The following is a 21540-nucleotide window of genomic DNA, read 5'->3' as shown; positions in this document are numbered from 1 at the left end:
CATCATGTTCAACGCACGCAAGTCACGCCTCGCTCTCGCGACGGGAGTCGCCCTGTCAGCGGCGCTCGTCCTCGCCGGCTGCGCGAGCAGCAATCCGCTCGACGCTCCCTCCGACGATTCCTCCGGTGACGGCGCGTCCGACACGATCGTCGTCGGATCGCAGGCCTACTACTCCAACGAGATCGTCGCCGAGATCTACGCTCAGGCGTTGGAGGGCGCGGGCTTCACGGTCGACCGCCAGTTCAACATCGGGCAGCGCGACGCGTACATGCCCGATGTCGAGTCCGGGGCGATCGATCTGTTCCCCGAGTACACCGGAAACCTGCTCCAGTACTACGACGACAGCTCCGATGCGACCAGCTCGGACGACGTCTACGCGGCTCTGCAGGACGCGCTTCCCGACGGCCTCACGGCGCTCGACTACGCCGAGGCCAGCGACCAGGACACCTACACGGTGACCAAGGCGTTCGCCGACGCGAACGGCCTCACCTCGATCGCCGACCTCTCGAAGGTCGACGGAACGGTGACCCTCGGCGGTGCTCCCGAGCTCGAGCAGCGTCCGTACGGACCCGCCGGCGCGAAGAGCGTCTACGGCCTCGACCTCGCGTTCTCGGCTACGGGCGACACCACGTTCGACGCGCTGCTGGCCGACGAGATCCAGGTTGCCGACATCTACTCGGCCGACCCCCGGTTCCAGACCGAGGACATCGTCGCGCTCGAAGACCCCGAGAGCCTGATCCTCGCGTCGAACGTCGTGCCGATCGCCTCGAGCGACGTCGCCGACGAGATCGCCGATGTCATCAACGGCGTCAGCGCCGAGCTGAGCGTCGACGACCTCGTCGCGCTCGGTGTGCAGAGCACGGTCGACCAGATGTCGCCGGAGGACATCGCCGAGGAATGGCTCACCGACAAGGGCCTGATCTGACAGCACTCCGATTCAGGTCGCGATTCTTGCCGTTCTGGCCGCCGCTTACCGGCAGAGATCGCGACCTGAACCGTGCAGCCCTGACCTCCGGGTTCAGACCCGGGAGTCCTGGCGAGGGATCCAGACCTTCTTGATGATGATCAGGATGGATGCCGTGACCGGCACGGCGACGAGGGCTCCGAGCAGGCCGAGCAGGGTGCCTCCGACGAGAGCGCCGATGACCACGAGCGAGCCGGGGATCGAGATCGCCCGGTTCATCACGCGCGGGGTGAGGAAGTACGACTCCAGCTGCATGTAGATCAGGTAGATGACGGCGAACACGAGCGCGAGGATCGGATCGGCGAACAGGGCGATGCCGGTGCCGATCACCCAGAAGATCAGCGATCCGACCAGCGGGATCAGCGTGATCAGGAACGCCACCACGGCCAGCAGCAGCGGGAAGGGCAGCCCCATCACCGTGTAGAGCAGCAGCACGACGAGGGCGTTGATGAACGCCAGCGTCACCATTCCCATGACGTACCCGCCGACGGAGTCCGTGATCTGGTCGGTGATGATCTCGGTGTTGGCGCGGTCGCGAGCCGGGACCAGGCGCAGCATGGCCTGCTTGATGCCGGGCAGGGTCGCGACGAAGTAGATGACGAGCACGAGCACGATCACGACGCCTGAGATGGCGTTCGCGATGGATGCTCCGACCTGGAGGGCTCCGCCGCCGATGACCGCGATGTTGCCCGGGTCGGAGAGGAACCCCTGCACGTCGCCGACGAGATCCTCGAACTGGTCGCCGAACTGGGCTTCCAGCGTGCGGTAGATGTCGCTGCTCGTGAAGTCGCTGATGAGGCCAGGCACGCTCTTCACGAACAGCGTGATCTGCTCGACGACCACCGGGATGATGAGCCAGAGGATGAGTGCGAGCACGGCGATCAGGGCGATGAGCACGACGAGCACACTCCACCCTCGGCCGAGTCCGCGACGCTCGAGGAATCGGACGGCAGGGTCGAGGCCGAGCGCTGCGAACAGCGCGAGGGCGATGTAGATGATGACCGTCGACAGGTTCGACAGTGCCAGCCCGAGCAGGATGGCGGCCAGCCCCCCGAGCGTGACCAGGAAGCCGAAGACGAAGGGCTTATCGATCCGCGTCCAGAACGACCGCGACGACGGCTGCGGCTCGACGACGGGTTTGGGGGTGAGGGGCGGGTCCTCCGGCTCAGGACGCTTGGCCTTCTTGGCCTTCGTCGCGGTCTTCGAGGCGGCATCCGCTCGCGAGGTCGGCGCTGCGGTCGCCTCGGCGTTCTTCGCCTCAGGAGGCACCGGCGCGCCGTCCGGGGTGGGCGAATCGTCGGGTGCCGCGGGCAGGTCGGAGCTCATGCGCCAACTCTAGAGTGCGGCCGCGCGATATCGTCTTAAGCGCCGACGAACAGCCTCACCGCTGACGAACAGGGAGAGCCATGACCGACGCCGAGGACGCCCGCGCAGAACTGCTGCGCCTGCGCGGCACGATCGACAACATCGATGCCGCCCTGATCTACATGCTCGCCGAGCGATTCCGGGCGACGCAGCAGGTGGGCGTACTGAAGGCCGAGCACGCGATGCCGCCGTCCGATCCCGCCCGCGAGGAACAGCAGGTCGCGCGATTGCGAGCGCTTGCCGAGACCGCGCACCTCGACCCCGAGTTCGCCGAGAAGTGGTTCAACTTCGTCGTCGCCGAGGTCATCCGCCACCACACCGAGGCCGCTGAAGGGCGCTGAGGCGCTGCATCGCGCCGGACCGTGACACCCCGCCGGGCATGACGGAGGGCGCCGTGGATGCATCCGCGACGCCCTCCTGAGTAGTCGGTGTCTGCCGCTGCGTACCCCTACGCATCCCCATCGCGACCGCGCCTCCCTCATGCCCCGGGTCGGGGCATCGGCGTGACACCTTCCGATGATCAAGAGCGCACGGGTTCCGTTCTGATACATCCGGCACGGAAAAAGTTCAGAAGCCGGTTCCGTGGCACTGGAACGGCGTGTGCACTCCGGTCTGAACGGATGCCGCGGCCAGCGCCGCTGACGGCGATCGGCCGGCACTGAGACCGGTGTGCAGAGCGCCGAGCAGTTCGCCGGCGACATCGTCCGGGACGAGAGCGGGGGCGGCGATCACGCTGCGGGTTCCGGCGTGCAGCCAGACCCGTGTCATCCCCAGCGCCTCTTCGCCCCAGCGCACCGATGACCGGCCGAGCTCGCACGCCGACAGCACGACCGTGTCTGGAACGCGGGGGATGAGGTCGACGTCGTAGCCGAACAGGGAGCCGTCGGCGAGCTCGAAACCGGCGAACAGCGGGTTGTCGGCGGCGTGCCGACCGTGGGCCGCGATGTGCAGCACATCGACGTCCGCCGCGAGCGCGGTCACGGCATCCACGCGCGCGTCATCGCCCGTCAGCACGGTCGCCTCTCTCCAGACGGATGCCGCGGTGCGCACCTCGTCGACTCCGCGAAGCACACGAGGGCCGGCGGCGAAACCTGCCGTCCGCAGCGCGCGAGGGGCGTGGCGCTCCTGCGCCCACCGCGACATCGACGTCGCCACGGTGAACGGGCGCCCGGCCATCGTCGGCAGCATCGCCCAGGGGATGCCGGCGAGGATGCCAGGGGTGGTGAGGACGACGCGGCGGTCGCCGATGATCGCACGGATGGGCCCGAGCAGCAGGTCATCGAGGCGCTGCATCCGCTCGGCCAAGGCGCGCGCGACGATCGCGGCCATCGGTCCGCTGCGGATCGACGCCGACACGTCGAGGTCGGCACGGAGGCCGTCTGCCGCGGCTGCGATCGCGGGACGGTCGAGCGTGACGATCGTGCTGTCAGCGGCCGTGGTGGCCACGCACGACATGGCGTCGCCGGTGAACACGAACGAGAGGGCGGCAGTGCCGGCATCCTCGCCGAACTCCGGCTGGGCGCCGTCGCGGCGTTCTCGTCCGAGCTCACCCTGCAGGGCCGTCAGGGCGATGCGCGGCCGGGTGTCACCGGCGCCGGTCGCCGTCCACTGGTGCTCGCGGACGCGGTCGCGCAGCTGTCTGACACGCGGATGCGTCGCCCACTCCTGGCCCGTGAGGTCGGCACGCAGCATCCGCAGTTCGCCGAGGTCGGCGGCGTGCTCGCTGTCGTGCGGAGGGCGAACAGGGGCGACCTGCTGGCTGAGGTGTCGCGCGCGCTCCGCCCAGTCGAAGAGGACCTCCGGATCACCGCTCCGACCTGCGGCGGCCAGACCGGCGAACACGAGACTGGTTCCGTGCATCGCAAGGGATGCCTGAAGGTCGAGCGCGCCGAACGAGCGCTGCCAGTCGGAGAGTACGTCCAGGCCCTCCGCGGCGTGACGGCGGGACTCCGTGTGCCGGGAGCGCGAGCGCGCGCGAACGGCACGGACCTCGGCGGCGCGGAGGCGCAGCGGGGTCGCGGCGTCGGCAGGCAGCCGGATGGCGCGTACCGGGTCGCCGCGGCGGACGGCCGCCAGCGCATCGCTCAGGTGCACGGCCGTCGCCTCGTTCGGGAAACCGGCGCGCTTCAGATCGCCGGCAGTGGCGGCGAACTCCGCCGCCGGCGGTGTGGCACCGGCGGCCAGCTCGGCGTCCAGCCGGATCGCGTCGCTGCGTGCCGCCCAGCTCTCGGCGCCGAGAGCGCGGAATCGTCGGGCGGCGGTCTTCGCCACCCGTCGTGCCCGCTTCGGGTCGTGCCGCAGCAGCGACCGGGCGAGTTGATACTCGGCCTCGGCGCGAGCGTGCCGCATGCGAGCCGCGCCGAATGTGGTCGCGACGCTCTCGAGCAGGCGTTCGGCCTCGTCGACGAGCCCGGCGTCACGCAGCACTTCGGCGCGGTCGAGATCGCTCATCGCCGCGCCGACGGGAGAGGATGCTGCGATCACCGGACGCGACTGCGCCATGAGGTCGAGAGCCGAGACGAGGTCGCCTCGCAGGAGGGCGGTGTAGCCGAGGTTGTGCCTGGCCTCGGCGGCGGCATCCGCAGCGCCGGCGTTCTCGTAGATCTCCACGGCGCGCTCGAGGTCGGCAGTGGAAGCGTCGAAGGCGCGGCGGTGCATGTGGACGAGCGACCGATTCAAGAGGCAGTTCGCCTGCGCCGTGCCCTCCAGCCCGTCGATCGCGCGGGAGAGCATGGTCTCTGCCTCGTCGAGGCGCCCGGCTCGGGTGAAGAGCACGCCGAGCTGGCCCGCCAGGATCGCGCGTGTCTCGACGCTGACGCCGTCCTGCTCGAGAGCGTCGCGGCACAGCGCTTCGGCGCGTGCCGGCTCGCCGGTCTGGGCGAGCACGTAGGCGAGGGTGCCGGCGATGCGCGCGCGAAGGTCCGGGTCGTCGACCGCGGCGTCGCCGACCGCGGTCTCGGCGCGGGCGAGCAGGCGTCGCGCCTCGGAGTAGCGCTGCGCATTGGACGCCGCGAGCCCGCGTTCGTACAGCTCGCGCGCGGAGTTCCCCATTGGTTCAGGATGCCGTGTCCGCCGCTCGCACGGAAGTCCGCGGCGGCCCGAGGCGGGAACAGGTGCAGGGAGATCGCACGGATGCAGGACGATCGAGCGGCGTGTCTCCCGGCATCCGTGCAGAACGTCATGCATCCGTGCCGTCAGGTCAGTGGAGCGTCCGGTGGCAGCGCCGCCAGCACCTCCTCCACGGCCTTCTTGACGGCGGCGACAGGTGAACCGGCATCCGGTGGCAGCGTACCCAGCAGCGCTGCCACCTTGCCGGCCACGTACGGAGCGGCGAACGACGTGCCGCTCCACGCCACGAAACCACCGCGGTAGTCGTCCGGATCCACGGTCTGCCGCTCGAACCCGTCGAAGTCCGCGCGCGTCGCCGCCTGCGTCCCCCCAGTGAACGCAGGCGTCGTCGACACCACCATCGCCCCCGGCGCATACGTGCGCACCCAGGGCCCGACGTTCGAGAACAGGGCGAGCGACCGCTGCGACGGGTTGAGCGCGCCGACCGAGAGCAGCGGCAGGTGCCCGTCGGGCTTCAGCCCGTTGTCCGTCCCCGGCCACGCCCACAGCGATGCCGGGAACGATGGGCGATCGATCGCGTCGTTCCCCGCCGAGCAGACCACGACCGTCCCCAGCGCCCTGGCGGTCTGCAGCATCTCGTGCAGCACGAGCGAGAACTGCCCGTCCAAGGGCGTCTCGTGGTAGTACCCGAGCGAGAGGTTCAGCACGTCGATCGGATGCCCGCCGTCCTCGCCCTCGACGAAGCGGCGCTGCAGCTCCACGATGCCGGCGACGGCCTCGAGGAACGTGCTCTCGTCCACCACGCCGAGAGACCCGGCGACGCGGATCGACAGGATGTCGGCATCCGGAGCCGTCTGACGGATCAGCCCGGCGATGAACGTGCCGTGGCCGGCGACCGCGTCGATCGCGCCGTCGAGCTGGCCGTACAGGTCGGGGTAGAGCTCGGGGTCGTCGTCGCCGGTGAGGCCGATCGGGATGCCGTCCAGCTCGATCCCTCGCGTCACGATGGAGCCCGGCAGCCAGGTGTGCTCGCCGCAGCCGGTGTCGAGGACGGCCACCACGACCCGGCGCTGCTTGTCCGCGAGCTCCTCATTGCGCGTCGGCGCCGCCCCGATCCACGCGATCGGCTGGCGTCCTCCGCGACCCGGCTCGAGGTAGTCGTCGCTGCCGACAGCACCCTCACCGCGAACGGGGTTGGTGCGGGTGAACGGGTTCGTCCGCGTGAACGGGTTTGTGCGGGTGAACGGGTTCAGCCCGACCGGGTCGATGGCCAGCACGTGCTCGAGACTCGCCCTCGGCATCGGCCCACCGACGATTCGCCGCGCTCGCTGCAGCACGCGCCAGGCGTCCGGCGGCACCGGCGACTCGCCCTCGCGGGGGATGTCCGGCGTGGTCAGGACGGCGCGGCGCACCCCGGGGATCCCCGGCAGCATCCCAGCCCCGCGCCCGGCGCGGACGACGTCCTCCTTCTCGACCGTCAGCTGCCAGCCGAACGAACCGGCGGCCTGGGTCAGCGCACGCAGGTCGCGGTCGTATGCGCCGTTCTCCCCGTCCAACCGCTCGGAGATCAGCATCCGATCGGGCAGGTACGCGGTCGGGAACGCGCGGATGCCGTCCACCGGCTCCACAGTCGGATCCAGCGCCGTTCCGCGCGGGATCGACCCCTCCGCCCGGTCCTGCCAACTCCACTTCTCGGGCTGCGCCATCGCTCTCCCTCTCGGCTCGACGCTTCAGTCCTCACACCTCGAAGTGCGGTGTGAGCAGGTCTTTCTGATCGCCGCCTACGACGAGGCGTACGCGGGTCAGCCCCGGTGCCACGTCATCGAAGACGAAGCGGCCCTGATCATCGGGAGTCGCCGTCCAGGTACGCTCGCCCTGTGTGAGCTGCACCACGATCGCCCCGGCATCCACCCACCCGTCCACGCGGCGTCGGTCGCGTTCGCTGTGGCTGACGTGAAGGAGGATGCTCGCTGAGCCGTCGCTGAACTGCAGCGTGGTGGTCTCCCCGTCGCCGCGCTCGCCGCTGCGCACCGGCGTCTCGACGTTCTCGATCAAGGTGAGCACGGCGTACTCGTGCGAGATGTCGGCCATCGCGATCGCGGCGATCGCCCGGTCGGCGAGGTCGGGCGGCGGCGGGTCGGCCAGTTCGGCGGCGACGCGCAATCGGGCGAGGAGCTCTGCGTCGCTGTCAGCCATCGCTGTCTCCTTCGGGCGGGGTTCCGAGCTGTGCGCGCAGTTTCACCAGACAGCGGCGGCGGGTCGGTCCGATGCTGCCTACCGGCATGTCGAGTTCCGCCGCGAGCCGTGCGTAGTCCGGACGGTCGTCGAACGCGATGACGCGCAGCAGCCGTCGGCACCTCTCATCGAGCGTGCGCACCGCCGCCCACAGGCGCCGCGACTCGTCGGATGTCGTGGCCAGCGCCTCTGCCGACTCCTGCGCAGGAAGCAGCGGCTCGAGCAGTTCCTCGGCCGTGGCATCCGATCGCCTGCTGCTCTTGGAGACCTTCCAGGCCTCCCGCCGAGCGGTCATCGTGAGCCAGCCGGAGATGGCGCGGAAGTCGGCGATCTTCTCGTGCCCTCGTACGAGCGCGAGCCAGGTGGACTGCACAACGTCCTCTGCGAGCGTGCGCTCCAGGCCGTAGGCCCGGACGACATGCCAGAGCACCGGCGTCATCAGCCGAACGAGGTCGTCGATGGCGCGCACATCTCCGGCGCGCCAGTCGGCGAAGAGATCGGCGGCGCGTTCCCACCGCGCCGGGCCATCGCTGACGGCGCCCCCGCGGGAAGCGTCGGTCATGAAGATCATTGTGCTCACACTTGATAGGAGCACGGCAAGGGATTTCTGATACATGACCGCCGGGTTCGGCGGAAGGATCAGAGGGTGATGACGCGTCCTCGCACGAGCCCTTCGACGGCGAGCACGTACGCGCGGCCGACCTCGGCATCCGTCACCGGACGCTGACCGGCGAACAACGCGTGGTGATTCGGCGAGTTCTCCAGCACGTTCGGGGAGACGGCGTTGATGCGGATGCCCCGCGGAGCCTCGGCAGCGGCCGTGACGACAAACGACTCGAGGGCGCCGTTCGCGACCGCTGCCGCCGCTCCTGTGGCGATCGGCTCGCGCGCCAGCACGCCGCTCGTGATCGTGATGGAGCCGCCATCGCGCACGTGATCCAGGGCGACCGTGACGACCTCGATCTGCGAGAGGGCCTTCGACGTGAAGGCGGTGAGGTAGTCGTCGCGCTTCAGTTGGGTGAGGTGGGCGAACGGCACGGATCCGGATGCCACGACCACGGCATCCACTTCGCCGACTTTCTCGAACAGGTCGCGCACCGAGGTCGGGTCGGTGATGTCGACGGTCCAGTCGCCGCTGCGCGACGCGGCGAGCACGTCGTGGCCGTGCGATTCGAGTGTCGTGGTGACGACGCTGCCGATGTGCCCGGATGCTCCGATGACCAGAATGCGCATGGGGTCGATCCTATTGCGCGATTCTGTGTCGCCCTCTTCGCGCTCGCGGCCTACTGCTCAGGGCCTCGGCACAGTACGCTGATTTGTGAAGTGTATGAACAAACATCACCAGAACGGAATCCTGTACCGATGACAGAGCGGGGGATCGGACCGGGAGCACCCGTGCTCGCCTTCGACGTCGGCGGCACCGACATCAAGTCGGCGCTCTTCGATGCGGACGGGACTGCGCTCGGACTGCGTCGCACGCCCACTCCGCCGTTGGGCGCCGACCCCGCCGGCGCCGTGATCGAGGAACTCGCCCGGTTGTCGGACGAGCTGCGCGCGCAGCATCCGCACGTCGTGCCCGAGGCGGGAGGCTTCGTCGTCCCCGGGATCGTCGACGCGGATGCCGGGCTCGTCGTCTTCGCGAGCAATCTGGGTTGGCGGGATGCCCCGCTGCGCGCGCTCGCCGCCGAACGGCTGCAGCTGCCGATAGCCCTGGATCACGATGTGCGCTCTGCGAGTTGGGCCGAGCACGAGCTCGGCGGGGCTCGGGCCCATGATGACGTCGTCGTGCTCATCATCGGCACCGGGATCGCCGGGGCCGTTCTCATCGGCGGTCAGCCGTACACCGCAGGCGGGTACGCGGGTGAGATCGGACACGCTCCGATCGCGGACGTCCCGCCGCGCGGAAACGCGATGCTCTGCGCGTGCGGTGCCTACGGATGCCTCGAGACCGTCGCATCCGCCGGAGCCATCGCCCGCCGCTACGCCGCCGAGACCGGGACGGCTCCCGATGGAGCCCGTGCGGTCATCGCGCGCGCGCTGGCCGGCGATCCGGTGGCGGCGCGGATCTGGGATGACGCTCTCGACGCGCTCGCCCTCGCGCTCGCGCAGTTGGCGTCGATCCTCGCTCCGGAGGCGATCGTCATCGGCGGCGGCCTCTCTCGCGCCGGAGACGTGCTGTTCGACGAGCTGCGCACGCGACTGGCGGCGCGGCTCAGCTTCCACCGGCTGCCGCAGCTCGTGCCGGCGCAGCTGGGCGGGGACGCCGGGCTGCTCGGCGCAGCGCTCCGCGCCCGCGAGCTGACCTGACGGGCGACGGGCGGCCGCCGCGCCTACTCTGAGAGCCGCGCCTACGCTGGAGGGGTGATCGCTCTCGCCGTGCTCCTGTTCGTCAACGCCGCTTTCAACATCATCGTGTGGCCGCAGTTCTACAAGCGGGTCGCGCGGGATCCGCGGGCACGGGATGCCGCCGGAAAGGCCACGGCGTTCCTCAAGGTGCACGCGGTGCTGATCGGCGTCGCGCTGGTTCTCGCGCTGGTCTCGGTCATCGCCGGCATCGCCGCCCTCGTCGGGGCGCTGTAGGGGTTCGTCCGCCGGCCGTCCGCGCTCAGCGTCGGGTGACGGGCTGCTGCAGTTCGGTCACCCAGTCGGACTGATCGTCGGATGCCGACTGCAGATAGTGCTCGCGGCAGGTCGCGGACGCCGTGAGACCCCGGTCGGCGACCGCGGTGCTGAGCGCGTGCCAGCTCTCCGCGATGCCTGACATCGATCCGAGGTGGGTCGCGCAGACCGCGGCATCCACGGCAGGCAGCTCGACGATCTCGATGCCTTCGCGCTCCGGGCCGTCGTATGCGAATCCGGCGACGATCGAGTAACCGCCGTCCGCGAGAGCCTCGTACTCCGCTATCGGGGTGTCGAGCGCGCCGGGCTCACCGCCGATGACGTCGGCGACCGCGTCGAACGCAGGCCCGACGACGGCGCCCACTTCGGGCTGCGACGCCACGACCCTGCGGACCGCCGCCAGGCGGACTGCGGGCAGGGGCTTCTCGACGAACTGGGTCTCGGACATCGGTATCTCCTTCGGTGAGCTGCAGTCACAGTACCGCCCCGCGGCCCTGCGCGTCAGCGGATGGCGAACTGCGCGGAGTGCGCGGCCCAGCCGGACTTGGCAGGCAGTGCCCGCAGCGCGGCTGTGGAGATGGCGAGCAGCACCGAGATCGTGCAGAGCACCGCGCCGACGACCAGGGTCGCGTCGCGCCCGATCAGCGACAGGCCGATGCCGGCGACGAGCGGTGCGAGCGGAATGGCGCCCATTCCGAGCACGGCGGAGGCACTGTTCGCCCGGCCGAGCATCTCGGTGGGGGTCGCGACCATGAAGTAGCCCATCAGCGCCGCGTTGACGGAGGGGATGAAGAACACGATGCCGGCGAGCACGAGGGTGAGGGGCAGCGGCTCGTGCACGGGGATGAGTCCGAAGACCCCGACCGCCGACACGGCCAGTCCGCCGATGATCACGGTGCCGGAGCGCACGCGGGAGACGATGGTCGGTGCGAGCAGTGCGCCGAGGAGCATGGCGACTCCGGCGCCGGTGGCGAAGAACCCGATCGTCACCGGCGAGTGCCCCTGCTGCTGCAGCGCGTAGATCACCGTCGTCATCGCGACGCTGAAGCCCAGGTTGATGATCGTTGCGACGAAGAGGACACCGCGCAGGTCCGGGCGGGAGAACAGCCAGCGGAACCCCTCGGTGATCTCGCGCATCGCGTTGGGCTTCCCGACGGCGACAGCGGCGGCGAGGAGACCCGTGTCCGCGGCATCCGGTTCGCCGTTCTCGGTGGGAAAACCCGGACCATCCGGCGTGTCGGCGGCGACGCGCGGGCGACGCGCCGGGTCGTCTCCGTTTTCCGGGGTGGAAGAAGGAGCCGGAGCGGGTATGGGGGCGGATGCCGCGACCGACCGCTGCAGCATCCAGGCGGTGACGGCGGCGATCAGGTGGCACACCGCCATCGCGGCGCCGATCAGCCACGCGCCTGCGGCGAGCAGCACGCCGCCGAGTGGTCCGCCGGCGAGCTGCAGCACGGCATCCCGACCCTGGTTAGCGGCCTGCGCGCGCCCCATCGCGTCGTCGGGCACGATCTCCTTCAACGCGCTCTCGCCGGCGATGTCGAAGAGCCCGGTGCGCGCGGCGAGCAGGATCTCCATGATCAGCAGCGTCGCGAACGTGAGTGCGTCCGTGAGCGCGAGAACGGTGAAGGCCGCTGACAGCACGACGCCGACGACCGAGCCCATCACCATCATGACGATGCGGCGATGACGGTCGGCGAGCACGCCGCCGAACACCGTCGTGACCATGCGGATGCCCATGCCGACCGCGCTGATCGCGCCGCCCTGAGCGGGCTCGTTCGTGACGAACAGGGCGATGAGCGGGATCGCGAATCCGAACAGCGCGCTCGCGAGCCCTTTGGCGGTGTCGCTGACCAGCCAGGCGGCATAGCGCCCGTTGCGGATCAGGCTGTGCGGCGCGGTCGCAGTGGTCATGTCGACGATGGTAATTCCGCAAGAAGAGTTGCGCAATAGGAATTGCGCAACTTCTGTTGTGAGTAGAATCGGGCCATGGCGGACGAGACACGCAAGCCCGTGCATCCGGATGAGCGGCACGCCTCTTCGGCGATGCTGAAGGCCTATGCGCACCCGCTCCGGCGGCGGATCGCGAAGGCCGTCGCCGCACGTGGTCACGCCAGAGCCGCTGATCTCGCAGTCGATCTGGATGTTCCGGCCAACAGCGTGAGCTTCCACCTGCGCGTCCTCGCGGATGCCGGACTCATCGAAGAGGACCCGCAGCACGCCCGTGATCGACGCGATCGAGTCTGGAAGGGTGTGGACGGGGCGTGGAACATCGGCTCCCCGGAGCATCCGGTCGAAGACGAAGGACTCGGGAACGCACTGATGACCGCGCTCGTCGAGGACCATATCGCGATGGTCCGGCGCGTGCTGGCGTGGTCGGCGGATTACGTGTCCGGGCGGGATGCCGCACAGCACGGCACCTTCTCGCAGCGGAACCTGCGAGTCACCGAGGCCGAGTTCCGCGAGATCGAGCGGCGCATCAACGACGTGATCACCGAGGTCACGGACGGCCACGACCCCGATGATCCGGACTCCCGGTTCTGGAACCTCGACATCATCGGCGCCGACGACACGATCTGAGTTCGCCTCCTGTCCTTTCCTTTCGCCGAGGCCCCGTCTTCGTGCCGAGACCCCGTCGTGCTTTCGTCAGCACGACGGGGTCTCGGTAGCAAGACGGGGTCTCGGCGGCTCGGGGGCTCGGGGCTCGGGGCGATGAAGAGCGAGCCCTACGGCTTCGCCCGGCGGAACGCCAGGAACGACACCAGCGAAAGCACGGCGACGACGACCAGTCCCCACAGTGCGAGGCCGAGAGCGCCGAGGTCGCCGACGCTCTGCCAGACCTGATCCCAGATCTCGAGCCGCGTCACGAGGAACACCAGTCCGATCAGCACGAGCGCGAGCCCGATGCCCACGACGGTGACGACGACCGGTCCCCAGCTCTTGTAGATCGTCGCGCCGGTGAAGCCTACGACGAAGAAGAACAATGCGAGCGTGAAGTAGACGATGAAGGCCCCGAGCGGACCGGCCTCCCACAGCCACGGCAGGTGGAAGACGTAGCCGTTGATGCCGTAGCCGTCGGTGAGCATCTCGATGGCGCCGCCGATGAGGAAAAGCACCCCCATGAAGACGCTGCCGAGGATCGCGGTGATCATGGTGCCGACGAAGAACTCCCGTCGGGTGATGCTCATGGCCTGCGAGAACGGGAAGGTCAGGGTCATCGCCGACAGCCCGACGGCGAAGAACACCCAGAGCGGGGCCTGCCCGCCGCCGCCGTACTTCGGCTCATTGCCGGGGATCATCGCGTAGATGAGGACCGACATCAGCACCGCTGCGCAGAGGACGATCAGCGGCACCCAGATGAAGGTCTGCTTGTTGATCAGTTGCAGACGGACGACGTTGAGCGTGCGGGACATCAGCGGACCTCCTGGCTTTCGTGCGTTGGCGCCGCGCTGTCCGCGCTGGCCTTCTGCGTGAGACGGACGATGAGCTGCTGCAGCGACACCGGCGCGAGATCGAGACCGGATGCCGCGACCCCTGCCCGCTCGTCGGCTGAGAGGTGACCGAGAACGGTGATGGATGCCACCCGCCCGAGCTCCTCGCGGTGGAGGACCTCCCGGCCAGAGGCCCAGGCGTCGACCTTCGCCGCATCGCCCACGACGGTGACGGCTCGGTCGCGCATGGCATCCGTCTCCTCGTTCACGAGGATCTTGCCGTTGTCGATCACGATCACGCGTTCGATGAGGTTCGAGACTTCGTCGATCAGGTGCGACGAGAGGATGATCGTGCGCGGATGCTCCGCGTAGTCCTCGATCAGCCGGTCGTAGAAGATCTGTCTGGCGACGGCATCCAGGCCCAGGTACGGCTCGTCGAAGAACGTGAGCTCGGCGCGCGAGGCGAGGCCGATGATGACGCCGACGGCCGAGAGCTGCCCGCGGGAGAGCTTCTTGATCGTCTGCTTCATCGGCAGCTGGAAGTCGTCGATCAGGCGATCGGCGAGCGCCTGATCCCAGTTCGTGAAGAACAGGCTCGCGGCTTTGAATGCGTGGCGCGGAGTCGCGTCATCCGGATACTTCTGGCTCTCGCGGACGAAGCACATCCGGCTGAGCACCCGGGAGTTCTCGTACGGGTGCTCACCGAAGACGCGCACGTCGCCGGAGGTCGCGAAGTTCTGGGCCGTGAGGATCGACATGAGCGTGGTCTTGCCGGCGCCGTTGCGGCCGAGCAGTCCGTAGATCGCGCCGCCCTCGATGCTGAGCGTGACGTTGTCGAGCGCGTTGGTGTCTTTGTAGTGCTTGGTGAGGTTCTGCACCTCGATGACGGCGGTCATGCGGGCTTCCCTTCAGATTCTGCGGATGACGCGGTGATGGATGCCGCAGCCGTCGCGCGTTCGCGCAGCAGGGCAGTGAGGTCGTCGGTGCCGAGCCCGAGCGTGCGGGCCTCGGTGAGGAGTGGGTCGATGTAGCGGTCGGCGAAGGCGGAGCGCCGCTCGGTGAGCAGCGTCTGCCGGGCACCGGTGGCGACGAACATGCCGATTCCGCGCTGCTTGTACAGCACGCCCTTTTCGGTGAGCATCGCGACTCCCTTCGCGGCGGTGGCGGGGTTGATGCGGTAGAAGGCGGCGAGCTCGTTGGTGGAGGGCGCCTTGGACTCCTCCTCCAGCGAGCCGTCGAGGATCTGGTCCTCGATCTGCTCGGCGATCTGGATGAAGAGTGCCTTGCCTTCTTCGATCACGATGCCTCCGGATGGTCAGTTGGTTACTTACTCGACCAACTAACCACTTAACCTTGGAAGTGTCAACCCCTGCCGCTGCTCTTTGTGCACGACTTCGGATCCGCGGCGCGCCACGCCGGGCTGCGCCGCCCAGCGGCGGCGTGTCTGCGGTCACGTCCGAAGCTGTGCCCGCGCGGTGGGCAGCAGCCGGGCGTCAGCCGCGCAGGTCGCGGCCGCGCAACGCGAGGGCAGATGCCGCAGCGAGCACCAGGCCGACGCCCCAGGTGAGCGCGAGTCCGCCCAGGTCGACGCCCTCGGCGAGCGGTGACTGCCCGAACACCCACGAGTACGGTGACACGGCGTTCAGCCACTCGAGGTCGCTCGACTGCTTCGCGAGCGCGTGCAGGATGTACCCGAGCACAGCGATGCCCGCACCGATGCCCGTGGCCCAGGCTCGGCGTCCTGTCGCGGCTCCCGCGAGCAGCGCCGCTGCGGCGGTGAGGAACGCGAGCCCGGTGAGAGCCGCGCTTGCGCCGATGATCCGCACGGGTTCGAGCTCGAGCTCGGCCGGGCCGTTCATCGCCCAGATCACGAGTCCGGCGAAGGCGCCGAGCCAGAGCAGCCGCACGAGCACTGACAGCGCGGTCTCGAGTGCGTACTGGCTGCGTCCGATGCCGTGCGCGAGGTCGAGTTCGGCGCGCCCGCTCTCCTCGGCGGCGGCGAGCGACGAACCCCACATCACCGCGGCGATCGTCAGAAGCAGGAAGCCCATCAGCCCGTAGAACGTCGCCTCGGTGTAGCCGGCGCCGCTGGTGATCTGGTTGTAGCCGAGCGTGTCGACGAGCTGTTCGGGCAGCGAATCGATGAGTTGCTTCATCTGGTCGCTCGCCCCGATGCTCGGATACAGCGGCAGGTAAAGGAACAGGACTCCGGCGATGCCGATTGTCCAGCCGAGCAGGCTGCGCCACGACTCGCTCAGGCTGCGCCGGAACACCGGCAGGATGCTACCCACGATCGCCCTCCCGTCCGTCGCGGCCGCGCGATCGTCGCGGTCGTCGCGTGGGGGCCGACGTGGGCGCCGTCGCCGACGCGGGCGAAGGATTCCCGTACAGCCGCAGCACCGACTCCTCGAGATCCGGTTCCTCGACGGTCAGGTCCTGCACCTCGTACTGCGCGAGCGCCTTCACGAACGGATCGATCGCGCCCTCGATCGTCGCGGCGACCTGGACGCCGCCCGACGCATCGGCAGCGGACGAGGCATCCACACCCGCTATTCCGGGGATGCGCTCGAATGCGGCGTGCGCAGCGGCGGCATCCGCTCCCCCGATGCGCACGCGTATGCGGCGCACCGAGCCCAGGCGCAGCGAGGCGACGTCTCCGTCGGCGACGATCCGCCCGGCAGCGAGCACGGCGACCTCATCGGCGGTCTGCTGGATCTCGCTGAGCACGTGCGAGCTCAGCAGCACGGTCTGCCCGGCGTCGCGGGCCTCGCGCACCATCGCCAGGAACTCCCGCTGCATGAGCGGGTCGAGGCCGCTGGTCGGCTCGTCGAGGATCAGCAGCTCCGGCCGATGCATGAAGGCCTGGATCAGGCCGACCTTCTGCTTGTTGCCCTTCGAGAGCGTCCGCACCGGGCGATTCAGGTCGACGCCGAGTCGATCGGCGAGGTCGCGTGCCGTGTCGAGAACGGATGCCGATGACCCGGTGCGTCCGGACACCTCGGCGTAGAACGCGAGCAGCCGATGCCCGCTGGCGCGCCCCTCGAGGTGCAGTTCGCCGGGGACGTAGCCGATCCTCCGCCGCAGCGCCGGTCCACCGCGGCGCGGGTCCTCGCCGAGCACCCGAACGGTGCCGGACGAGGGCCGGATGATGTCGAGCAGGGTGCGGAGCGTCGTGGTCTTGCCGGCGCCGTTCGGGCCGATCAGGCCGAACACCGTGCCCGGTCGCACGCGCAGATCGAGCTCGTGCAGGGCGACGTTGTGCCCGTACCGCTTGTGCAGCGCGCTGACTTCGATCGTGTCGGTCATCGCTCCTCCTCGGAGTCATCGGTCTCGGAGTGGTCGGTCTCGGTCGGGCGCGGCTCGGCATCCGCGCCGACTGCCGCGCGCGTCCCCTCGAGGAACGCGTCGGTCGCATAGATGCCGTGCGTGAGCAGCTCCATGGTCGGAAGCGTCGCGCGCAGGAGCCCTGCGGGGCTGAGCTGGTCCTCGCCGAGCGCGCGGGCGATCTGGCCGCGCATCACGACGTGTCCGAGCCCGAGCAGGGTGACCAGCAAGGTCGTCATCGCCGGATCGCTCATCGGCTTGAGCAGTCCGGCGGAGCGCTGAGCCTCGAGCACGTCGCCGGTCGCTGCGAGCATGGTGTCGAAGAGATGGTTCGCGGCCGGGGAGTCGTCGGTGAGCATCCGTGCGAGGTAGTCGATGTACGGGGCGTAGCGGTCGAGGTCGTTCAGCGCCGCGCGCATGCGATCGGCGGTCGGTCCGCCCACGAGGTCGTGGTTCTCGTCGGTGAAGACGCTCACGACGTAGTCGTCGCAGACCGTCCGCAGGGCCGCCTTGTCGCCGAAGTGGTGCACGATCAAGGCCGGGCTCACGTCGGCATCCGCGGCGATCGCGCGCATGCTCACGGCGTCGAAGCCGCTGCGCGCGAACGCGGCGATCGCGGCATCCCGGATGCGGGCGCGGGCGGTGAGATCATCGGATGCTGAACGCATGTACAGCAGACTAAACACCTGTTCAGTCCTTGTCAAGGAATGCCGCTCGTACCCTGGGGAGGTGGACTTCTCATACGCAGCCCTGCGCCGCTTCCCCGACGTGGAGGCGCCGAATCTGCAGGCGTGGGATGCCACGGACGAGCTCCTCGTCGCACGCGCTCTCGTAGCGTCGATGGCGGGCGACGAGATCGCGGTGATCGGCGACGAGTACGGCGCGATCACGCTCGCGTTGGCGGACGCCGGGATGCGCGGCATCCGCGTGCATCAGGACCTTGCCACCGGGCGCCGGGCGCTCGTGCGGAATGCCGCTGCGCTCGGGTTCGGAACTGCGGGTGCGTCCGTGGAGTGCGAGCTCGGGCCGGAGCTGCTCGAGGGCGCACGGCTGGTGCTGCTGCAGCTGCCGAAGTCGCTCGCCGAGCTCGAGGAGATCGTGGATGCCGTGGCCCGATGGGCCGCGCCGGGCGTGACACTCATCGCGGGCGGGCGCGTGAAGCACATGACGCTCACGCAGAACGAGGTGCTCGGGCGGAGCTTCGAGACCGTGCAGCCGCAGCGCGCCGAGCGGAAGTCGCGGCTGATCGTGGCGACCGGGGCTCGGGACGTGCCGGCCGAGCCGCCATATCCCGTGACGTCGGCGGTCGAGGCGCCCGGGCTCGACCGGCCGCTCACGCTCGTCGCGCACGGCGGCGCGTTCGCCGGGTCGAAGCTCGACATCGGCACGCGGGTGCTGCTCGAGGTTCTTGCGTTCCCCGCACAACTCCGGAGAAACGCGGCGGATGGGCCCAAACCCGGCCGAGACGACGCCAATCCAGGAAAAACCTCCGGAGTTATGCAGGCGGCAGTCACCGAGACCGTCGTCGACCTCGGCTGCGGCACCGGCGCGCTCGCCGCGACCTACGCACTCACGCACCCCGGCGCCAGGATCATCGCGACCGACCGGTCGGCGGCGGCCGTGGCATCCGCCAGGGCGACCATGGCCGCAAACCGCATCACAGCAGTAGTGACGCACGACGACGCGGGTTCGGAAATCCCCGATCAATCAGCAGATCTGGTACTGCTCAACCCGCCGTTCCACCTCGGTGCCAGCATCCACACGGGCGCCGCCATCAGGCTCTTCGACGCGGCCGCCCGCATCCTGAAACCGGGCGGCGAACTCCTCACCGTCTACAACTCGCACCTCGCGTACAAGCAGGAGCTCAGCCGCACGATCGGTCCGACGGAGCAGCTCCACCGAACACGAAAGTTCACTGTGACGCGCAGCATTCGACGGTGAATGCAAACAGGCCCGCAGATTGTCGACATTAGACAAAGGTCCACATTGTTGTTACGTTGAAATGTAGGCCTTTTGGTCTGAGACCAGTCCGCGGCCGCGTCCTTCTTTCGATTGTGCTGTGCTGCGAAGAGGCGCGGACGTATGGTCGATGTTCTTTGCGGTGAGTCCGAAACTCTCCGTCAGTGCCGCCAGCGCAGTGTGTCGAAACGGCCAGGAGCATCACCCGGGCGCAACCGATGCAGGCTCTCATCGACACCCGAAGTCGTGAGCCGCGGGGGAAACGTGACCGAAACCGCTCTTGAAGCGCGCAATCTTTTCAAAGTCTTCGGAAGGAATCCGAAGCAGGCCGTCCAGCGCCTGAAGTCCGGCGCCTCCCGCACCGAGGTGCAGGATGCCGGGACCGCTGCCGTCATCGACGCCAGCTTCACCGTCAACAAGGGTGAGATATTCGTCATCATGGGCCTGTCCGGCTCGGGCAAGTCCACGATCATCCGCATGCTCAACGGCCTGCACGACATCACCGACGGCACCGTGACGATCGGCGGCGACACGATCACCGGCATCCCCGCGTCGCGGCTGCGCGAGATCCGTCGCGAGAACGTGTCGATGGTGTTCCAGCACTTCGCGCTGCTGCCGCACCGCACGGTGGCCGACAACGTCGCGTATCCGCTTGAGCTCAAGGGCGTGCCGAAGGCTGAGCGGCTCGCGAAGGCCGGTGACGTGCTCGACATGGTCGGTCTCACCGGCTGGGGCGACAAGCTCCCTTCGCAGCTCTCGGGTGGAATGCAGCAGCGCGTCGGCATCGCCCGCGCCCTGGCCGCAGACACCGAGATCCTGCTCATGGACGAGGCGTTCAGCGCCCTCGATCCGCTGATCCGCCGTGAGATGCAGGAGCAGCTGGTCGAACTGCAGGAGAAGCTGCAGAAGACGATCGTCTTCATCACGCACGACCTCAACGAGGCCATGTTCCTCGGCGATCGCATCGCCGTGATGCGCGACGGCCGGATCGTCCAGATCGGCACGCCGGAGGACATCCTCACCGACCCGGCCAACGACTACGTCGAGCAGTTCGTGCAGGATGTCGACCGCGCCCGCGTGCTCACGGCGTCCAACGTCATGGAGCTGCCGCGTCCGCTGGTCGCCGAGACCGCCGGCCCCCGCACCGCGCTCCGCCAGATGCGCGACGCGTACATGTCGGCCGTGTACGTCACCGGTCGCGACCGCAAGCTGCTCGGCATGGTCACCGACCGGGATGCCGTCAAGCTCGTCCGCAAGGGCGAATCATCGCTCGCGTCGGTGATCAAGCCCGCTCCGCAGACCGTGCGTGAGGACGAGGTCCTGATGAACCTGTTCGTCCCGGCCGTCGAGTCGCCGCTGCCGCTCGCCGTGATCGACGGCGATGACCGCATCGTCGGCGTCATCCCGCGCGTCACGCTGCTGGCCGCGCTCGGCCCCGGCCCGAACTCCACGGAGGAGATCACCTTGCCGATGCCGCCTGTTCCCCAGGCCGAGATCGACGCCGTGCTCGGAGAGGCGGATGCCGCGACCGCGGCGGCCGCAACCGAAGGAGAGGCACTCTGATGGACGGGTTCCGCATTCCGATCGGCGAGTGGGTCGCCGCTGCCGTCGCGTGGGTCAAGGACAACCTCGACGGCCTCCTCGACGTCATCTCCTTCGTCGTCAAGTTCCTCGTCGACGGACTGACCGAGGTGCTCCTCGGCACTCCGATCGTTGTCGTCGTCATCATCGCCGCGCTGATCGCCTGGGCTGTCCGCTCAGTCTGGATGGCCCTCGGCGCCGCCGTCTCGTTCGCGCTCATCCTCAGCATGGGCCTCTGGGTCGCCGCGATGCAGACGCTGTCGCTGGTGATCGTCGCAGCGCTCGTCGCCGTCGTCATCGCGATTCCGCTCGGCATCTGGTCGGCGCGCAACGACACCGTTCGGGCCGTGCTCAAGCCGATTCTCGACTTCATGCAGACGATGCCGGCGTTCGTATACCTGATCCCCGCGATCGTCTTCTTCAGCATCGGCGTCGTGCCCGGTCTCGTCGCGACCGTGATCTTCGCGCTGCCTCCTGGCGTGCGCATGACCGAGCTCGGCATCCGCGGCGTCGACTCGGAGACGGTCGAGGCCGGACACGCCTTCGGCGCGACGCCGGGCCAGATCCTGCGCGGCATCCAACTGCCGCTCGCGACGCCGACCATCATGGCCGGCGTCAACCAGGTCATCATGCTCTCGCTGTCGATGGCCGTCATCGCCGGCATGGCAGGAGCCGACGGACTCGGAAAGCTCGTCGTTCAGGCCATCTCGACCGTGAACATCGGCAAGGGCGTCGAGGCCGGCCTTGGTGTCGTGCTGATCGCCGTCTTCCTCGACCGCGTCACTGCGGCACTCGGAGCACCGGGCGAGTACCGCTCCTCACTTCTCGGCATGCTGGCGCGTCGCCAGACAGAGCGGCGCAACGTCGCAGCGGATGCCACGGCCGAGGCGCCAACGGCGAACGAGGTCGACAAGGCGACCGCGGCCGGCATGCGGCGCGCAGCCCCTTGACCCACTGAACCCATACGAAACGCAGCAGAACATACGAAAGGAA

Annotated in this window: 22 protein-coding genes; 8 read left to right on the top strand and 14 right to left on the bottom strand. The window is 68.9% G+C overall.

Going from position 1 to position 21540, the window contains the following annotated elements; genetic code table 11:
- Window positions 1–4: 4 nt before the first annotated feature.
- The gene (locus KHB019_RS09265; RefSeq protein ID WP_230104240.1) at window positions 5–925 is read left to right on the top strand and encodes an ABC transporter substrate-binding protein; all 921 of its coding nucleotides are present in this window, start codon (window positions 5–7) and stop codon (window positions 923–925) included.
- Between the two features lie 93 nt (window positions 926–1018).
- On the opposite strand, the gene KHB019_RS09260 is transcribed toward KHB019_RS09265, so the two are convergent.
- The gene (locus tag KHB019_RS09260; protein ID WP_230104239.1) at window positions 1019–2290 is read right to left on the bottom strand and encodes an AI-2E family transporter; all 1272 of its coding nucleotides are present in this window, start codon (window positions 2288–2290) and stop codon (window positions 1019–1021) included.
- A gap of 80 nt (window positions 2291–2370) precedes the next feature.
- Here KHB019_RS09260 and KHB019_RS09255 point away from each other — a divergent pair, with 80 nt between their 5' ends.
- On the top strand, window positions 2371–2670 hold the full coding sequence (locus KHB019_RS09255; protein WP_230104238.1) for a chorismate mutase: 300 nt from the start codon (window positions 2371–2373) through the stop codon (window positions 2668–2670).
- A 226-nt stretch (window positions 2671–2896) separates the two neighbouring features.
- Here the strand turns inward: KHB019_RS09255 and KHB019_RS09250 are convergent, their stop codons facing one another.
- From KHB019_RS09250 to KHB019_RS09230, 5 genes are all read right to left on the bottom strand, one after another.
- Window positions 2897–5380 (bottom strand): CHAT domain-containing protein, encoded by a 2484-nt coding sequence (locus KHB019_RS09250; RefSeq protein WP_337458765.1) that lies wholly within the window; start codon window positions 5378–5380, stop codon window positions 2897–2899.
- 143 nt (window positions 5381–5523) lie between these two features.
- Window positions 5524–7104 (bottom strand): S8 family peptidase, encoded by a 1581-nt coding sequence (locus KHB019_RS09245; RefSeq protein ID WP_325471100.1) that lies wholly within the window; start codon window positions 7102–7104, stop codon window positions 5524–5526.
- Between the two features lie 31 nt (window positions 7105–7135).
- The gene (locus KHB019_RS09240) at window positions 7136–7594 is read right to left on the bottom strand and encodes a hypothetical protein (protein ID WP_230104235.1); all 459 of its coding nucleotides are present in this window, start codon (window positions 7592–7594) and stop codon (window positions 7136–7138) included.
- Window positions 7587–8195, bottom strand: a complete 609-nt coding sequence (locus KHB019_RS09235) for an RNA polymerase sigma factor (RefSeq protein WP_230104234.1) — start codon at window positions 8193–8195, stop codon at window positions 7587–7589. Before KHB019_RS09235 ends, KHB019_RS09240 begins: the two co-directional genes overlap by 8 nt.
- Window positions 8196–8272: 77 nt before the next feature.
- Window positions 8273–8866 (bottom strand): short chain dehydrogenase, encoded by a 594-nt coding sequence (locus KHB019_RS09230; RefSeq protein ID WP_325471099.1) that lies wholly within the window; start codon window positions 8864–8866, stop codon window positions 8273–8275.
- A 129-nt stretch (window positions 8867–8995) separates the two neighbouring features.
- On the opposite strand from KHB019_RS09230, the gene KHB019_RS09225 reads away from it, so the two are divergent.
- Window positions 8996–9940 carry an ROK family protein gene (locus KHB019_RS09225; RefSeq protein WP_230104232.1) on the top strand — a complete coding sequence of 315 codons (945 nt, stop codon included), beginning with the start codon at window positions 8996–8998 and terminating at the stop codon, window positions 9938–9940.
- Between the two features lie 54 nt (window positions 9941–9994).
- Entirely contained in the window at window positions 9995–10213 is a 219-nt protein-coding gene (locus tag KHB019_RS09220; protein WP_230104231.1) for an SCO4848 family membrane protein, read from the top strand.
- Between the two features lie 25 nt (window positions 10214–10238).
- Here KHB019_RS09220 and KHB019_RS09215 read toward each other — a convergent pair whose 3' ends face one another.
- Window positions 10239–10700, bottom strand: a complete 462-nt coding sequence (locus tag KHB019_RS09215) for a GyrI-like domain-containing protein (protein WP_230104230.1) — start codon at window positions 10698–10700, stop codon at window positions 10239–10241.
- 53 nt (window positions 10701–10753) lie between these two features.
- Window positions 10754–12166, bottom strand: coding sequence for an MFS transporter (locus KHB019_RS09210; protein ID WP_337458764.1), 1413 nt, complete (start codon window positions 12164–12166; stop codon window positions 10754–10756).
- A 75-nt stretch (window positions 12167–12241) separates the two neighbouring features.
- On the opposite strand from KHB019_RS09210, the gene KHB019_RS09205 reads away from it, so the two are divergent.
- Complete coding sequence (locus KHB019_RS09205; RefSeq protein ID WP_337458763.1) at window positions 12242–12832, top strand: ArsR/SmtB family transcription factor; 591 nt, start codon at window positions 12242–12244, stop codon at window positions 12830–12832.
- A 146-nt stretch (window positions 12833–12978) separates the two neighbouring features.
- On the opposite strand, the gene KHB019_RS09200 is transcribed toward KHB019_RS09205, so the two are convergent.
- The 6 genes from KHB019_RS09200 to KHB019_RS09175 all read right to left on the bottom strand — a co-directional run bounded on the left by KHB019_RS09200 (window position 12979) and on the right by KHB019_RS09175 (window position 17675).
- On the bottom strand, window positions 12979–13665 hold the full coding sequence (locus KHB019_RS09200) for a hypothetical protein (RefSeq protein WP_325471097.1): 687 nt from the start codon (window positions 13663–13665) through the stop codon (window positions 12979–12981).
- A complete protein-coding gene (locus KHB019_RS09195) occupies window positions 13665–14579 on the bottom strand; it encodes an ABC transporter ATP-binding protein (RefSeq protein WP_230101908.1) in 915 nt (304 codons plus the stop codon). Before KHB019_RS09195 ends, KHB019_RS09200 begins: the two co-directional genes overlap by 1 nt.
- Complete coding sequence (locus KHB019_RS09190) at window positions 14576–14983, bottom strand: GntR family transcriptional regulator (protein WP_230101907.1); 408 nt, start codon at window positions 14981–14983, stop codon at window positions 14576–14578. Before KHB019_RS09190 ends, KHB019_RS09195 begins: the two co-directional genes overlap by 4 nt.
- A 193-nt stretch (window positions 14984–15176) precedes the next feature.
- On the bottom strand, window positions 15177–15974 hold the full coding sequence (locus KHB019_RS09185) for an ABC transporter permease subunit (RefSeq protein WP_337458762.1): 798 nt from the start codon (window positions 15972–15974) through the stop codon (window positions 15177–15179).
- Window positions 15967–16989 (bottom strand): ABC transporter ATP-binding protein, encoded by a 1023-nt coding sequence (locus tag KHB019_RS09180; protein WP_337458761.1) that lies wholly within the window; start codon window positions 16987–16989, stop codon window positions 15967–15969. The genes KHB019_RS09185 and KHB019_RS09180 overlap by 8 nt, the downstream gene beginning before the upstream one ends.
- Complete coding sequence (locus KHB019_RS09175) at window positions 16986–17675, bottom strand: TetR family transcriptional regulator (RefSeq protein WP_337458760.1); 690 nt, start codon at window positions 17673–17675, stop codon at window positions 16986–16988. Before KHB019_RS09175 ends, KHB019_RS09180 begins: the two co-directional genes overlap by 4 nt.
- A 61-nt stretch (window positions 17676–17736) precedes the next feature.
- On the opposite strand from KHB019_RS09175, the gene KHB019_RS09170 reads away from it, so the two are divergent.
- The 3 genes from KHB019_RS09170 to KHB019_RS09160 all read left to right on the top strand — a co-directional run bounded on the left by KHB019_RS09170 (window position 17737) and on the right by KHB019_RS09160 (window position 21497).
- Window positions 17737–18948, top strand: coding sequence for a class I SAM-dependent methyltransferase (locus KHB019_RS09170; protein ID WP_337458759.1), 1212 nt, complete (start codon window positions 17737–17739; stop codon window positions 18946–18948).
- A 282-nt stretch (window positions 18949–19230) separates the two neighbouring features.
- The gene (locus KHB019_RS09165) at window positions 19231–20529 is read left to right on the top strand and encodes a quaternary amine ABC transporter ATP-binding protein (protein WP_230101902.1); all 1299 of its coding nucleotides are present in this window, start codon (window positions 19231–19233) and stop codon (window positions 20527–20529) included.
- Window positions 20529–21497: an ABC transporter permease gene (locus KHB019_RS09160; protein WP_337458758.1), complete on the top strand. Its 969-nt coding sequence runs from the start codon at window positions 20529–20531 to the stop codon at window positions 21495–21497. Before KHB019_RS09165 ends, KHB019_RS09160 begins: the two co-directional genes overlap by 1 nt.
- Window positions 21498–21540: the final 43 nt, after the last annotated feature.

The sequence above is a fragment of the Microbacterium sp. KHB019 genome (assembly GCF_037285405.1).
In the GTDB taxonomy this organism is placed as follows: Bacteria; Actinomycetota; Actinomycetes; order Actinomycetales; family Microbacteriaceae; genus Microbacterium.
Note: the sequence above shows the minus strand (reverse complement) of the source record. Positions and strands in the feature narration are given on the sequence as shown.

What these genes read in the sequence shown, in the direction of transcription:
- KHB019_RS09240 (WP_230104235.1), bottom strand. Translation starts at nt 7,594, where the DNA reads ATGGCTGACAGCGACGCAGAGCTCCTCGCCCGATTGCGCGTCGCCGCC.
- KHB019_RS09160 (WP_337458758.1), top strand. Translation starts at nt 20,529, where the DNA reads ATGGACGGGTTCCGCATTCCGATCGGCGAGTGGGTCGCCGCTGCCGTC.
- KHB019_RS09195 (WP_230101908.1), bottom strand. Translation starts at nt 14,579, where the DNA reads ATGACCGCCGTCATCGAGGTGCAGAACCTCACCAAGCACTACAAAGAC.
- KHB019_RS09235 (WP_230104234.1), bottom strand. Translation starts at nt 8,195, where the DNA reads ATGACCGACGCTTCCCGCGGGGGCGCCGTCAGCGATGGCCCGGCGCGG.
- KHB019_RS09245 (WP_325471100.1), bottom strand. Translation starts at nt 7,104, where the DNA reads ATGGCGCAGCCCGAGAAGTGGAGTTGGCAGGACCGGGCGGAGGGGTCG.
- KHB019_RS09225 (WP_230104232.1), top strand. Translation starts at nt 8,996, where the DNA reads ATGACAGAGCGGGGGATCGGACCGGGAGCACCCGTGCTCGCCTTCGAC.
- KHB019_RS09200 (WP_325471097.1), bottom strand. Translation starts at nt 13,665, where the DNA reads ATGTCCCGCACGCTCAACGTCGTCCGTCTGCAACTGATCAACAAGCAG.
- KHB019_RS09215 (WP_230104230.1), bottom strand. Translation starts at nt 10,700, where the DNA reads ATGTCCGAGACCCAGTTCGTCGAGAAGCCCCTGCCCGCAGTCCGCCTG.
- KHB019_RS09230 (WP_325471099.1), bottom strand. Translation starts at nt 8,866, where the DNA reads ATGCGCATTCTGGTCATCGGAGCATCCGGGCACATCGGCAGCGTCGTC.
- KHB019_RS09265 (WP_230104240.1), top strand. Translation starts at nt 5, where the DNA reads ATGTTCAACGCACGCAAGTCACGCCTCGCTCTCGCGACGGGAGTCGCC.
- KHB019_RS09205 (WP_337458763.1), top strand. Translation starts at nt 12,242, where the DNA reads ATGGCGGACGAGACACGCAAGCCCGTGCATCCGGATGAGCGGCACGCC.
- KHB019_RS09210 (WP_337458764.1), bottom strand. Translation starts at nt 12,166, where the DNA reads ATGACCACTGCGACCGCGCCGCACAGCCTGATCCGCAACGGGCGCTAT.
- KHB019_RS09260 (WP_230104239.1), bottom strand. Translation starts at nt 2,290, where the DNA reads ATGAGCTCCGACCTGCCCGCGGCACCCGACGATTCGCCCACCCCGGAC.
- KHB019_RS09250 (WP_337458765.1), bottom strand. Translation starts at nt 5,380, where the DNA reads ATGGGGAACTCCGCGCGCGAGCTGTACGAACGCGGGCTCGCGGCGTCC.
- KHB019_RS09255 (WP_230104238.1), top strand. Translation starts at nt 2,371, where the DNA reads ATGACCGACGCCGAGGACGCCCGCGCAGAACTGCTGCGCCTGCGCGGC.
- KHB019_RS09180 (WP_337458761.1), bottom strand. Translation starts at nt 16,989, where the DNA reads ATGACCGACACGATCGAAGTCAGCGCGCTGCACAAGCGGTACGGGCAC.
- KHB019_RS09175 (WP_337458760.1), bottom strand. Translation starts at nt 17,675, where the DNA reads ATGCGTTCAGCATCCGATGATCTCACCGCCCGCGCCCGCATCCGGGAT.